Annotated in this window: 14 protein-coding genes; 7 read left to right on the forward strand and 7 right to left on the reverse strand. The window is 46.5% G+C overall.

Annotation, left to right across the window (positions count from 1 at the left end; all coding sequences use genetic code 11):
• Positions 1–12 precede the first annotated feature (12 nt).
• Entirely contained in the window at positions 13–984 is a 972-nt protein-coding gene (pfkA, locus tag ACE04G_RS29335) for a 6-phosphofructokinase (protein WP_036609663.1), read from the reverse strand.
• 53 nt (positions 985–1037) lie between these two features.
• On the reverse strand, positions 1038–2117 hold the full coding sequence (locus tag ACE04G_RS29340; protein WP_017689390.1) for a tetraprenyl-beta-curcumene synthase family protein: 1080 nt from the start codon (positions 2115–2117) through the stop codon (positions 1038–1040).
• A gap of 179 nt (positions 2118–2296) precedes the next feature.
• Here ACE04G_RS29340 and ACE04G_RS29345 point away from each other — a divergent pair, with 179 nt between their 5' ends.
• Positions 2297–3637, forward strand: coding sequence for a polysaccharide biosynthesis protein (locus ACE04G_RS29345; protein ID WP_221823355.1), 1341 nt, complete (start codon positions 2297–2299; stop codon positions 3635–3637).
• 40 nt (positions 3638–3677) lie between these two features.
• A complete protein-coding gene (locus tag ACE04G_RS29350; RefSeq protein WP_221823353.1) occupies positions 3678–4850 on the forward strand; it encodes an MFS transporter in 1173 nt (390 codons plus the stop codon).
• Positions 4851–5004: 154 nt separating this feature from the next.
• Here the strand turns inward: ACE04G_RS29350 and ACE04G_RS29355 are convergent, their stop codons facing one another.
• Positions 5005–5202 (reverse strand): cold shock domain-containing protein, encoded by a 198-nt coding sequence (locus ACE04G_RS29355; protein ID WP_017689394.1) that lies wholly within the window; start codon positions 5200–5202, stop codon positions 5005–5007.
• 162 nt (positions 5203–5364) lie between these two features.
• Between ACE04G_RS29355 and ACE04G_RS29360 the strand changes: the two genes are divergently transcribed.
• The 5 genes from ACE04G_RS29360 (at position 5365) to ACE04G_RS29380 (ending at position 9458) form a co-directional block, all read left to right on the forward strand.
• Positions 5365–5598, forward strand: a complete 234-nt coding sequence (locus tag ACE04G_RS29360) for a hypothetical protein (protein WP_017689395.1) — start codon at positions 5365–5367, stop codon at positions 5596–5598.
• A gap of 3 nt (positions 5599–5601) precedes the next feature.
• A complete protein-coding gene (locus ACE04G_RS29365; protein ID WP_047842378.1) occupies positions 5602–5787 on the forward strand; it encodes a hypothetical protein in 186 nt (61 codons plus the stop codon).
• Positions 5788–6000: 213 nt separating this feature from the next.
• On the forward strand, positions 6001–7791 hold the full coding sequence (gene pepF / locus ACE04G_RS29370) for an oligoendopeptidase F (protein ID WP_221823351.1): 1791 nt from the start codon (positions 6001–6003) through the stop codon (positions 7789–7791).
• Positions 7792–7923: 132 nt separating this feature from the next.
• Positions 7924–8304, forward strand: coding sequence for a LapA family protein (locus ACE04G_RS29375; protein ID WP_449003901.1), 381 nt, complete (start codon positions 7924–7926; stop codon positions 8302–8304).
• A gap of 113 nt (positions 8305–8417) precedes the next feature.
• The gene (locus tag ACE04G_RS29380; RefSeq protein WP_449003902.1) at positions 8418–9458 is read left to right on the forward strand and encodes a M42 family metallopeptidase; all 1041 of its coding nucleotides are present in this window, start codon (positions 8418–8420) and stop codon (positions 9456–9458) included.
• A 120-nt stretch (positions 9459–9578) separates the two neighbouring features.
• Here ACE04G_RS29380 and ACE04G_RS29385 read toward each other — a convergent pair whose 3' ends face one another.
• The 4 genes from ACE04G_RS29385 to ACE04G_RS29400 form a co-directional block, all read right to left on the reverse strand.
• On the reverse strand, positions 9579–10517 hold the full coding sequence (locus ACE04G_RS29385; RefSeq protein WP_221823346.1) for a hypothetical protein: 939 nt from the start codon (positions 10515–10517) through the stop codon (positions 9579–9581).
• Between the two features lie 163 nt (positions 10518–10680).
• Positions 10681–12612 carry an ABC-F family ATP-binding cassette domain-containing protein gene (locus tag ACE04G_RS29390; protein ID WP_449003903.1) on the reverse strand — a complete coding sequence of 644 codons (1932 nt, stop codon included), beginning with the start codon at positions 12610–12612 and terminating at the stop codon, positions 10681–10683.
• Between the two features lie 59 nt (positions 12613–12671).
• Positions 12672–13250 (reverse strand): TetR/AcrR family transcriptional regulator, encoded by a 579-nt coding sequence (locus tag ACE04G_RS29395; protein WP_449003904.1) that lies wholly within the window; start codon positions 13248–13250, stop codon positions 12672–12674.
• Positions 13251–13263: 13 nt separating this feature from the next.
• Complete coding sequence (locus tag ACE04G_RS29400) at positions 13264–14073, reverse strand: DUF92 domain-containing protein (RefSeq protein ID WP_237176072.1); 810 nt, start codon at positions 14071–14073, stop codon at positions 13264–13266.
• Between the last annotated feature and the right edge of the window lie 216 nt (positions 14074–14289).

Consider the following 14289-nt stretch of genomic DNA (forward strand, 5'->3'; position numbering starts at 1 on the left):
GTATGAATCGAATTATTGGGACAAACGTTGTGCAAGCTCGTAAGTCACCATATCGAAATCTTTTTTTGTGTTAACCACTTTATCAATATCCGTCAGGGTAAGTTCACCCTTGATAATGCCACAACCTTTGTCTGTCTCGCCTGCGATCAGACTGCGAACAGCGAAATCGCCAAGACGGCTTGCCAGGTTACGGTCGAAAGGTGTTGGCGTACCCCCACGCTGAATGTGACCCAGAACGGTTACACGTGGCTCATACGTTGGGCAACGTTCCATCAGTTCTTTTGCTACATCCTCACCTTTGCCTACGCCTTCTGCAACGATGATAATACTGTGACGTTTGCCATGTGCAAAGTTAGCTTTCATCCGATCTGCTACTTCGTCCATATCAAATGGAACTTCTGGGACAAGAATCGTTTCAGCACCCGAAGCAAGTCCGGCATGCAGAGCGATATCCCCACAGTGACGACCCATAACTTCAACGATGGAAGAACGTTCGTGTGAAGACATCGTATCACGTAATTTGTTTACTGCATCAACTACTATGCTTACAGCTGTATCAAATCCGATGGTATAGTCGGTGAATGAAACGTCGTTATCAATCGTTCCTGGCAGACCCATGGTGTTAATGCCCAGCTTGCTCAGTTTATTCGCACCGTTGTAGGAACCATCCCCACCGATAACAACCAGACCGTCAATGCCACGCGCACGCAGAATGTCCGCACCTTTTTGCTGACCTTCAGCGGTATAGAACTCCTTGCAACGTGCCGATTGAAGAACCGTTCCCCCACGTTGGATGATATCCCCTACACTCCGCAAATCCATTGGGAAAATGTCATTATTCAAAAGACCCTGGTATCCACGTTGAACTCCAAATACTTCGAGACCGTGAAACAGTCCGCTGCGAACAACCGCACGAACAGCCGCGTTCATCCCCTGTGAATCACCACCGCTCGTTAATACTGCGATTTTCTTTACTGCTGTCATGATGTTTCTTCCTCCTCTAGTTTCACTTCAGGCTCCGCAATATCACACCTGACTTACATATTTTTCCGTATCCAGCGACTGAAAATGAAGAAAAATATTCTTGTGATCGGACTATTTTTCAGCAGACGTTTGGATACAACGCGAACTTCCTGTTGTTCGCTGACTTTGGGATCAGACAGGTAAATGGCAATCAGTCCTTCGATGATCATCCGGTGAAAGGAGCTTCCCGGAATCTTCTGTACATCACTGCGTGCCATCTCCACAATAAAAGCAATTCGGTCCAGCATTGTCTCCACATTCTCATAATAGTTGCAGAAGTTGAGATCTCCCCCGATGCGGTCCTCATCCTGATCAATTAAATAATCGAGCATAATGTGCAATGCGCATACATGTGGGAAATAGGCCGTATGGATCGAGGCCGCTTGCTCTTCAGTCAACTGATCGTCACTCGCAGCCAGAAACAGCATGAAAACGCCCAGTGTAGAGCCAGTTGCAGCAGCGAATTCGTTCCAACGAAACTGAGGTGTGCGATGACGATGCTCCGACCACCATTCGAGCAGTGCCGTTTCTCTCAGTTCCGGCTTGATATGCTTATATACCTGCAGGTCCGTGTATAGGCCTGCCAGATCCTGAATTTGGGGCTTGGCGGACGTATAGCCTGGTAACTGACGGGTCAGTTCCTGACATGTGGTCACCAGATTCCGCAGATATCCACCGTCATCCTGCTCCTCACGGAGGGCATAATAATTGACGGGAATTGCTTCGGGATCTACCGCATCAAGCATGGATTGATGGAGAAGACGAAAATCATCCGGGTCCATCGAGGTGCTGCGGTCGCACAGATTGTCCAAATAATCACTAATAGTTTGATATGAAACGATCAGCGGAATCAGAATGTGCCTATTGGGCAAATCAGCTAATGCGTAGACGGTTCCGCCTTCACAGTGAAACTGTTTATCCTTCAGACTGGCAAGTGCCTGTGTACGCAACTCCTCATTCGGAATCGCCTCAGCTTGAGCACGCCATCCATTCAGTGCCTTCCGTGTTTCCGGAATGGTGTATTTGTACACCCCTCTCATCAATGCCAGCGGTCCACGCGGATATTGATGACGTTTTCGATTTGATTGGCTCAAAATAAATGTGCCTCCACTTGGTTGAATACGTATTAGAGCGATTTTTAACCATTCCTATTATAATATGATCCCCTTAATTGTACAAATGATCTGCCGCATATTCCGCATAAAAAATCGCATCGGCGTTCAAAGCTTTGTGATATACTATCCATATTTCATCCATCAAAGGAGTCGTTGACATGTCGTCAAGTGAATCACTTTCGTGGAGACGGTTATTTTCTTTTTTTGTGCCACTTGGCATTTCCGCCTCTCTCGTCACCATTTCTCACGTCATCATAAACAGCACATTAGCACGTTCCGCTCATCCCGAGACGGTTATTGCCAGCTATGCCATCGCCGGTAGCTTGTTAACCCTCACGGAACGCCCCTCCACCCTGCTGCGGCAAACCTGTTCCGCACTGGTTCGCGATCGCCTTTCCTTTCAGGCCCTCACGTTTGTGACCAAAATATTTCTTGCCTGTGTGCTTCTCATTGGGTTTCTCATCGTATACTCTCCCGTTGGTACCGGGGTGTTCAAATACTTGTTTGGTGTAAGTCCGGATCTGCTGACCAAAGTCATCGACGTATATGAAATTCTCATGTATGTGAGTATCTTTTCAGTGATCCGCAACATCTATCAGGGGATCATCATTACGAATAACCGCACCAAGTGGTTAACCATCGGCATGGTATTCCGTTTAGCCGGCATGTACGGCCTATCCCTCTATTTCATATACACAGACAGCATTGACAGTGGACGTGTAGGCGCTATCATTTTTGCTGCTGGCATGATGATTGAAGCGCTCGTCAGCTTTCTGGAGGGAAACAGCATCAAGCGCAAGATGCCAGCCAAGCTTGAGGATCATCCCGTCGAGAGCAAGGGAGACGTATTTCGCTTTTATAAGCCACTGCTGTTATCCAGCTTTGTAGCGCTGTTCATAGGACCGGTTATTAACATCGTACTTGGCAAAACGACCGGGATCGCACTAGCCATTTCATCCTTTGCCATAGCAAGCAGTCTGATGCAGTTGATGCTAAGCTTCTTTACATACATCCATCAGATCGTGCTGAATTTCTACCTTGTGGATGCCAAACTGGTACGAAAATTCGCACTTGTCACCGGATTTATTCCGTTTGCGATGATGGTGTCGATTGCCTATACCCCCTTGGGACCATGGGTACTTGAAAATGTCATGAGCGTTCAGGGCGAACTGTTGGAACAAAGTCTGTGGACACTGCGTGCGTTTGTCTTATTTCCGCTGATCTTCCCTTTTCTGGATTTCAGCAATGGCCTCATTCTGCTTCGCGGTCAGACAAAAACGATGTTTCGTTCGCAAACGGCGAATGCAATCTGCACGGTAATTGTGCTGCTTATACTGGTTAGTATTTTCCCTGCGTGGAACGGCATGATTGGAGCTATTGCCCAATCCCTTGGCCTGCTCGCCGAACTTGTCATTGTCTGGCTTGTCATCCGGCGCACGAAGCAAGAACCTACGATGTCTGTGCCGAAAGCCCGTAAATCAACATCCCTGAAAGGGTAATAAAATCATTGAATTGTTATCAAGATTGGAGTCTCTCATCATGAAATTAAGTCACAACGCCCGCCCGGATCAGAACTGGCTGCGGGCTCTCATGTTCACCATCTTTGGTTCCACCGTTCTGGTGGTATCCTACTTCCAGCTTTACTTCAGTCATCTGGGCTTCAGTCGGGCTGAGATTGGATATCTCTACGGAATTGGCCCCCTCATCTCTGTGTTCTCCAATATGTTCTGGAGCATGGCCAGCGACCGCTACCAAACGGTACGCAAAGTAATGATCATTCTGCTTGGTGGTCAATTGATCACAGGGATCATGCTTGCCAACGCGACAACTTTCGGTCAGGTATTTGTACTCGTGACTTTGTTTTACTTTTTCTATTATCCGGTCTATCCACTCTCCGATACGATGGCTATTACAACGGCCAGCAAGTACGGCCGAAATTTCACTTCCATTCGAGTCTTCGGATCGATCGGTTATGCCTTCTTTGCATTAAGTATCGGGTATTTCCTTGGATCTTTCGGTCCAGGATGGACGATATGGCTTTGCGTCGGTCTTGCTGCCACTACATTATTGATCAGTTTTCAATTGAAGGATCAACCTTCAGGGAATAGTAGCAAAATGGATCTATCGGGGTTATGGGCTATTCTGAAACGCAGAGATGTGCTCACCTTTTTTGGCTGTGTATTTTTGCTTGCCATGGGACATCGCATGAACGAAGCATTTCTTACCATCACGCTAAAAGATCTGGGTGCCAGCGAGGGGCTGATCGGCTGGTCTTTGCTGATCTCTTCCGTAAGTGAAATTCCCATTTTCCTGCTGCTTAGCAAGTATGGAAACCGTTATAAGGAACTGCCACTAATCGCTTTTGCTGCACTGATGTATACAGTTCGTTTGCTTCTTATGTCCATATCCGATACACCTGCAGCTGTCGTTGCCATTCAGACGATGCATAGTGTTACCTTTGGTATTTTCTACGTTACGGCGGTCCGCTACATCATTCGCCTAGTTCCGGACGGCTACAGAGCAACGGGTATGGCTTTGTTCACCATTGTCTGGTCCAGTGCTTCGGGACTTCTTAGTGGAACGTTGGGCGGACTGCTGCTGGAACATGCAGGCAGACAAACCTTCTATCTCACCGCTATGGCTTTCTCCCTGGCTGCATTGATCGGTTTCGGATTGAAGTTATGGTCCAGCATGACCAATCGTGTATCCTGAAACCACAGGGAAACATACTCCATATTCAACCGATATTTACACTGGAAATTTTAGAATCAAAAAAAGCACAGCCTCCCATGGGGGACTGTGCTTAGGTTCTAATATTCAGCTATAAATTTATCATATATAAGAAGTCCGTTGACCGGAAAAATTCTTACAGTTTGTTTACGTTAGCTGCTTGAGGACCACGGTTTCCATCAGTAATTTCGAATTCTACCGCTTGACCTTCTTCCAATGTTTTGAAGCCGTCTCCTTGGATTGCGGAGAAATGTACGAATACGTCCTCGCCGCCTTCAACTGAAATAAAGCCATAGCCTTTTTCTGCGTTAAACCATTTAACTGTACCTTTCAAATGAAAAACCTCCTAAAAATATCGCCATCTATGGCGAATACCCTTATTATACTGTATGGGCTTCCATTTTGCAATTTATCTTTCCATAAATGTCGAAAAAATTTGCTTTGAATCGTAGGGTACGGTATCATTTTACCAAAACCGTTAGTTTGGAGACTACCTATGATAAAAAAACATGAAATATACAAAACAGACAAGTGGAATATGATGACCGTAGAAGTTCAAGGCAAATATCTCGTACTGCGAGAAATTTCGGAAGAGTGGGGCGAAGAATGCCATACTTTCCTTAGCCGTCCTGCATTAATGCACTGGGCTGAACGCCGTTTCCCAAAAGCAGATTTTGAGAACCGTGAGGATGAATGGCGTCAATTGATGGCTGCCTTCAAAGGGGTCTAACCCATGCAGCTTGACTCAAGCAATGTCGTCATCTTTATTATCCTTGCCTTCTCCCTTGGTATTGTGCTTATTCTGGGACGGAATTCCATCCCGGATCGACTGAGACGGGGAATGGCGCTTATTGCTACACTTCTCATTTGTTTTGCCTTTTTCCTGATCGTTTATTTTCTGTATAACATGGGAACCTAATAACGGGGACCCAGATATTCAAATATTTCAACGTGCCTAAGGTCATACTATACGAGATTATTCGTATCGTAAGGAGGAAGGCCGTTGAAATACCAGAAATCGCTATCTGTTATCCTGGTACTTAGTCTGATTCCTTCGTCTCTCTCCGCACACGCGAGTGCGACGAAGGCAGCTTCGTCCATACATTCATCAGATCATCAAAGGAGGATTTCCATGAGTCAATTATTGAAACGTTCCGAGGTACCGGCTGAACATAGCTGGAAACTGGAAGATTTATTTGCCGATCAGAAAGCCTGGGATCAGGAATATGAAGAAGTATCGTCTTTGACCAAGAAGGCCTCCGAATTCCAAGGCAAACTGAATCAACCTGATGTACTCAAATCTTGCTTCGAATTTGAAGATGAGATCAGCCTCAAAATAGAACGCCTCTTTGTGTACGCACGTATGCATCAAGATGAAGACACAGCAAATCCTACATATCAAAACCTGTCCCAAAAAGCCCAGAAATTAGGCGTACGGGTTGGTGAAGCACTTTCTTTTGTCACACCGGAGATTCTTTCCCTGCCAGATGACCAGTTGGATGCATTTATTGCGAACGAAAAACTCTCTGCTTATACATTTACGCTGGAAGAGATGAAACGCGAAAAAGCCCACGTTCTTAGCCAAGCAGAAGAGGCTTTGCTTGCACAGGTAGGCAACCTTTCACAAGCACCACAGACAATCTTTAGCATGCTGAATAATGCTGATCTCAAGTTCCCCCGAATTAAGGATGAACATGGTAACGAAGTTGAGCTGACACACGGTAGCTACATTCAGTTCCTGGAGAATCCTAATCGTGAAGTTCGCGAACGCGCCTTCAAAGCGGTATATGAAACCTATGCCAAACAGAAGAACACAATAGCTGCAGCCTTGAATGCAAATGTCACCAAAAATATGTTCTATGCTAATGTTCGGAAGTACCCTTCCGTGATGGAAATGTCCTTATACGGAGATAACATCCCAACGGATGTGTATACCAATCTGGTAGACACCATTCACGAGAGCCTTCCGTTATTGCATCGTTATATGGACCTGCGCAAAAAGTTGCTGGGTGTGGATCAATTGCACATGTACGATCTGTTCGCTCCACTCGTAGACGAATACAAAATGGACATTACCTATGAGGAAGCGAAACAAACGGTCAAAGACGGTCTGAAACCACTCGGCAAGGATTATGCTGACGCATTGCAGACTGGATATGATAACCGCTGGATCGATATATATGAGAATGAAAATAAACGTTCAGGCGCATATGCCTGGGGCGCTTACGGCACTCACCCGTATGTCTTGTTGAATCACAAAGATAACCTGAACAGCATGTTCACACTCGCACATGAAATGGGTCACGCTCTGCATTCACATTACTCGGATACAACACTTCCGTATCGTGATGCCCAGTACACCATCTTCCTGGCTGAGGTTGCATCCACAACCAACGAAGCGTTGCTGATGGATTATCTGCTTAACAAATCAACAGATCCAAAGGAAAAATTGTATCTGTTGACCTATTATGCCGACCAATTCCGTACAACGGTATTCCGTCAGACCATGTTTGCTGAATTCGAGAAAATCATTCATGAACGTGCGGAACAAGGTGACGCATTAACACCACAATTGTTATCCGAGATCTATTATGATCTGAACGTTAAATATCACGGAAAAGGCATGGCTGTCGACAAAGAAATTGAAATGGAATGGGCTCGTATTCCCCACTTCTATAACAGCTTCTACGTTTACAAATATGCTACAGGCTTCTCCGCAGCGACAAGCTTTTCCAAGCAAATCCTGGAAGAAGGCCAACCGGCTGTTGACCGTTATCTTGGCTTCCTGAAGAGCGGTGGCAGTGATTACTCCATCAACATTTTGAAAAAAGCAGGTGTGGATATGTCTACACCACAGCCAATTCGTGAAGCTATGAGTGTGTTCAAGGAATTGATTGAACAGATGGAGCAACTAACCAAATAAGGTTGTCTATCCATGTGACCTGCATCCCTTGCCCGTTTGGGCAGGGGATTTTATCATCATTGCAAGATGCAACCTACCCGAATATGGGTAATGCATATCTAGTTCTCAATTGTTCAACAAGGAGGCAACACCATGAAAATGCAATGGGCACTCATAGCAGGTCTTGTTTTTGCACTGCTCACGGGAATCTTTGCGGTCATTAATGTGGATTCCGTACAAGTCAACCTGTTATTTAACACGGTACAAATCCCGCTGATCTTGCTCATTCTCGGCTGTACCCTGATCGGTGGAATTATTGTAGGGTCATATGGCATCTATCGCCAATACAGACTGCAACGTGAAAATAAACAACTGAAATTGCGTGTATCTGAATTGGAAAGTTCCACGACAAGCAAATCTACATTGGATTCTTTCAAATCGATGGATTCGCTTGACTCAAATAAATCCGATAGCCTATTGGAGAAGGATTCGATCCAGAGTCAGCGCAAAGAAAACCCTACGGGAACACTGTAACCAATCAGAGACAGCCTGCTGGCGAGTCAGGAATGGTAGTATCACATTCTCTCCCCCAGACAGGCTGTATTTTGTTTCACACCATACCCACGATCCGAGGAGGAAATTACACAATGAGTTTTACAATTGATGAATCATACGTTCTGCCTTTTCTGAAAAAATTGCTGGACACACCAAGTCCAAGTGGTTACACACATCATATTATCGAGATGATCTGGAAGGAAGCAGCAGCACTGGGCATCGCCTGTGAGCTGAATAACAAGGGCGGTGCGGTGCTTACATTGCCCGGACAGGATTCGTCCAAGACAATCGCTTTAAGCGCCCATGTGGATACGCTAGGGGCCATGGTACGCTCGGTTACATCCTATGGCACATTGAAACTCACCTCTGTCGGTGGATTTTCCATGCAAAGTATCGAAAACGAATATTGCAGCATCCATACTCGGGATGGAAAGACATACACAGGCACCATTCTCTCCCTTCATCCGTCTGTCCACGTCTATCCGGATGCACGCACATTTGAACGGACTGAGAGCCATATGGAAGTTCGAATCGATGAAGTTGTCTCCTCCAAGGAAGATGTGTTAAAACTCGGGATCTCTGTCGGCGACTTCATCTCCTTTGATGCTCGCGCAGTCATCACGCCGAGTGGTTATATCAAATCACGTCATCTGGACGACAAAGCCAGCGTAGCTGCCCTCTTTGGCATCCTTGAGTCTGCACATCGTGAAGGCTGGAAACCATTACATAACGTCTCTCTGCTTATCTCGAACTATGAAGAAGTTGGACATGGCGCATCGTATATCCCTGCGGAAATCAGTGAAATGATCGCTGTAGACATGGGAGCCATGGGCGATGACCTGAGCTGTAAAGAAACTGACGTTTCCATATGTGCCAAAGATTCTTCTGGCCCGTATGACTACGATATGACCAGTCGTCTCATTGAACTGGCCAAACAGGATGGGATGGATTACGTCGTGGACATTTATCCCCACTATGGCTCAGATGGCAGTGCAGCATTACGCGGAGGAAACAATATCCGAGCAGCACTGATCGGTCCGGGGGTTCACGCATCTCATTCCATGGAGCGTACGCATAAGGATGCTGTACTGAATACGGCACGATTGCTCGCAGCCTACATTACAACCAAGTAAAACAGAATCATTGATCGACGAAATTGTCATGGATAACATCCACATGTTCGTCTAAGCAGAAGGCCCCTTCCAAGCACAGCAATTCGGTGTGCTTGGAAGGGGCCTTTGTTGTCATATCTCTTAATCTGCCTGTTCCACATATGCATGATATTTACGATCCAATATCTCTAACTCTGCCTTATGGTCATGTATTTCATTTCTTAACACATGCATGGTCTTCCTAACCGCGCTTAGTCCATCCTTCACCTGACGTTCGGCTTTGCGAATTTTGTCCTGAACCATCCAGTCCACGAAGAGGTTATCGAAGAAATAGTCTGCGAATGAAAGCAGACCTCCCAGATGCAGATCCGCGTGTACAGCCATCTCTACATCCTCCAGTTCCTTCTGGAAACGTCGTAGACGCTTACCTGCATCCATGATGGCGACCTGAGCGTCATCCATTCGTCCTCGCTTGATATGCGTGGAGATGACCCCACCGCCCATCATGTCATATACACCCCAATTACCTGCCGAAGACAAGGCCTTCTCGGCACGTTCAAGGGCATCAACCAGATACTCTCCCTCCCGGAAAGCTTCATCCAGTTCCTGTAGCTCGCTCGCCAGATGTTCCCGATTCTCAGCCATCTGTTGCAATTCCGCATCCTGGTCCAGCAGTCGACCTTCCTTCTTCCCCCACAGAGCGTTGTAATCGCTTTTCCAGTACTGATACTGCCGTTGACCCTCCAACTCCTGCTCCACATGGATTCGTTGCTCCTGTACGTCTTGTAACATGCGACAAGCGGTGTCGTATGCAGCCTTGCTCTCCATGAGTTCGAGCTCTTCCTTCTCCAGACGTTCCGTTTTTTTGCCAATCAGTTGATAGAAAAATGCTGACAATGTCATGCTGTTCAATCGCTCAACGTCCTTCTGCTCCTTCTGGAGATGCTCCAGACGACGTTTTACCTTTGCTTCCCATTCAGTTTCCTCCGTTTGAAGCTTCTCCAAACGTTTGGTCCATTTCTCGTAAATTCTCCCCTTTTCCTTGAGCACTGCCAACTGTTGATTAATTTCCTTATACATAAGTGTGGTGTTCTCTCCCTTCTATGGAATTCTTTACTTATAAAACGTAATGAGCATACAGAACGTTTCACTTTAATGCGCAAATTCACAGACAAAAAAATCGCCCTTTTCTCCAATGCGACATAAAGTCACTATAGAAGAAAGGGCGATGTTTAGTTATAAATCAAGACTTGCTCTGTTCAATCTGCTCTGCAAGTTCATTCAGAACGGTCCAGCGTTCCATCAATTCGTCCAGATGGCGCTCAGCCTCAGCTTGCTCAGCCATCAACTCCTGCAGACGGGCAGAATCACTAAATGACTCTTCCATCTCTTTGTTAATCCGGACGAGATTGGCTTCAGCCTTCTCAATATTTTCATCAATCTGGTCGTATTCACGTTGCTCCTTGAAGCTGAATTTCAACTTCGGTTTAGCCGCTGACACAGCAGGCGTCGTTTTATCTGATGACTGCTTCACCTTCGCTGCTCCTGTATCACTCTCTTGATTAGCTCCAGGCGCATTTTTCAGCATCCATTCTGCATATTCACTGTAGTCGCCGACGTGTACACGTACAGCACCATTGCCCTCAAAAGACAGCACTTTATCCACAGTACGATCAAGGAAATAGCGATCATGGGATACCACAAAAACTACACCCGGAAAATCGTCCAGATAGTCTTCCAGTACAGCGAGTGTCTGGATGTCCAGATCATTCGTCGGCTCATCCAGGAGCAATACATTCGGCGCAGCCATCAGCACACGCAGCAGATACAGGCGACGCTTCTCTCCACCAGACAGACGTGAGATTGGCGTCCACTGGGATGCCGGGGTAAACAGGAACCGCTCCAGCATCTGGGATGCTGTTATCAGAGAGCCATCGGCTGTTTTCACATTCTCTGCCACTTCCTTGATGTACTCAATGACACGAAGAGATTCGTCCATCTCCTGATGTTCCTGTGTAAAGTAGCCCAGATTGACCGTAGGACCAACGTCAACCACACCTGCATCGGGTTCCAGCTTGCCAGATATCATCTGTAACAACGTGGACTTACCACTACCATTCGGTCCAACAATCCCAACCCGATCTCCAGGTACGGCAATATAACTCAGATCTTCGATCAGTTTGCGACCACCGACGGATTTGGAAAGATGCTCGATCTCCAGTATCTTTTTCCCCAAACGAGTGGAGCCAACCGATACTTCCAATGAACCCGAGCGCTGGACTCCTTGTTGGTCTTTGAGTTGTTCGAAGCGATCAATTCTCGCTTTTTGTTTCGTCGTCCGTGCCTTGGCACCACGACGAATCCATGCGAGCTCTGTCCGAAGCAAGTTCTTGCGCTTCTGTTCGGAAGAAGCTTCACGTTCTTCCCGCTCCGCCTTCAGTTCCAGGAAACGTGTATAGTTGGCTTCATAGCGGAACAAACGACCATGATCCAATTCGAGCATGACATTCGCCACACGATCCAGGAAATACCGATCATGCGTAATCATAAGCAGTGCGCCGCGGCGCTTCTGCAAATACTGCTCGAGCCATACGACCGAATCATTATCAATATGGTTCGTCGGCTCATCCAGAATGAGCAGTTCGCAAGGATGAATCAGCGCAGCAGCAAGTGCTACCCTTTTGCGTTGTCCACCAGACAATGTGCCCATCAGTGCATCGAATTGACGAATACCCAATTTGGACAAAATGCTCTTCGCTTCACTCTCCATCTGCCAGAGTTGAAGTTGCTCCATTTGCTGATTCAAACGTAATAGTCGCTCTTGCAACGCTGGATCAGATGACTGGAGCTCCAATAACTCCATCGTTTCCGTATATTCACGCACGGTTTTCATTTCCATGCTGTCACCTTCGAATACTTGCTGCAGTACGGTATTATCCGGATTGAAGTCCGGATTTTGCGCCAGAAACTGAATGCGTACGTCATTACCGATGGAGATCTGTCCCGCATCTGCAGGTTCCATACCAGAAATCACACGCAAAAACGTGGATTTCCCGGTGCCATTTACCCCAACGACACCAATCTTGTCCTGATCAGCCATACCAAATGAAGCGTCCTTGAACAATATTTTCTCGCCATAACTTTTTGCAATTTGTTCTACCGTCATTATGTTCATTGCGCGTACCCACTTCTCTGTAAAATAAAATTCAATATTACTCGTACCCACACAAGCACTTACGTTTTCAAAAAGGACCGACACCCATCCAGAAATAATGCTGCTGAGAAGGCAATTCTTTTGTTCAGATCTTCTTCGTTGAACTCTGGATTAAGCATAATATCCATCTTCAGACGATCCAGAATCCCAATGTACGATTTGGCTAATAAGACTGGCTCAGGTACACTTGCACTTTCCAGCACCTCGCACACCATGCTCATGTATTGATTCATAAATTCTTTCATAAATTGCATCAGATCCGGATCATTATTGGGTGCCATAAAAAAGAGCTTGGTATGATTGCGACGCTCATAATAATACGTAAGGTGGGTCTTGGCTATTGCTCCAAGTTTATCACCTGTGTTCTCATGCGAATTCAAAGCATATTCAAGGCGGCTGATAAAACTGTTACAGTCCCGCTTGGATACTGCGATAAATAATTGTTCCTTGCTTTTGAAATATAAATAAATGGTGCCTTTTGCGATGCCAGCTTCGTCTGCAATATCAGACATTTTTGTCTCATAAAAACCTTTCGAGCCAAAAATACCATAGGCTGCATCCAAAATAGCCTCCGATTTGTCTCCATGTACAGTGTTCAAATGTTACTCCCTCCTACAACGCCAAAATGTTACCCAATCCAATCGCCACACATCCGCCAATGACCGAGCTAAGCACGTTCACCAGGTCGTTACTCATCCATGCCCAGCCACGAGCCCGAACCGTTGGATGCCCGCAATGTTCATGCACCTCAACTTCACGACCACACACGGTACAACGATACATCATCTGCACCGTTGCGCCCAGATAGGAATCGGCAAACGCCCCTGCCAATCCGCCTGCAAGGCCGACAAAAATCCAACTAAGCAGACCAAGCCCTTCTACCCCGGCGATCCAGGAAAAGAAAAATGCTCCCGCACCAATCAGAGCCCCGCCTACAGCTGCAGCAAAGGTACCGAGAAGTGAAACGCCTCCTGAGGCACCTGGAGTAAGTACCTTCCACGTGAGAACAGAGCGCGGCGGCTTACGACTGAGACTCCCAATTTCGGTTGCCCATGTATCCGATGTAACGGTAGCCATTACACCAATGAAAGCATATACCCATGCCGGATGTGGAAATATCCAGTATCCCAGACACAGAAACATGCCCATCCCACCATTAGCCATCACTTGCCCGGCATCCCGATTTCCTGACTTGGCATAGGATTTCTCCAGCTCCTGCTTCCGATCTTTACGAAACCTGGAGAGCAACGTTGAAGTAATGAAAAACAACAATAACGTGCCAAACCAGAACAGGTTACCCGCTCCGTAATATATCGTTCCCATCATGATGGCTGCCAGGCAGCCAGACAGGGTTAGCGACTTTTTCGCATAGGCAGCACCTGCCACCATAGAAGCGCATACGGCGCCAATAATCCAATCCATAATGTCTCCTGCATGCAGCGTATATACAGCCCGCATGACGTTTATTGTATTTTTGAAATTCAATTATACCACGGTTTGATGTCAATGCCGAAACTCCTTACGCCAGCACACAAAAAACCTGTTTCGGCCTCGTGTAGAAGTGCCAAAACAGGTTATTGATCAAACGTTAAAACAAGATAACTTCCCTTTTCAACTTACGTCTGGAATTCGGTGTTC

This window comes from Paenibacillus sp. AGC31 (assembly GCF_057334655.1).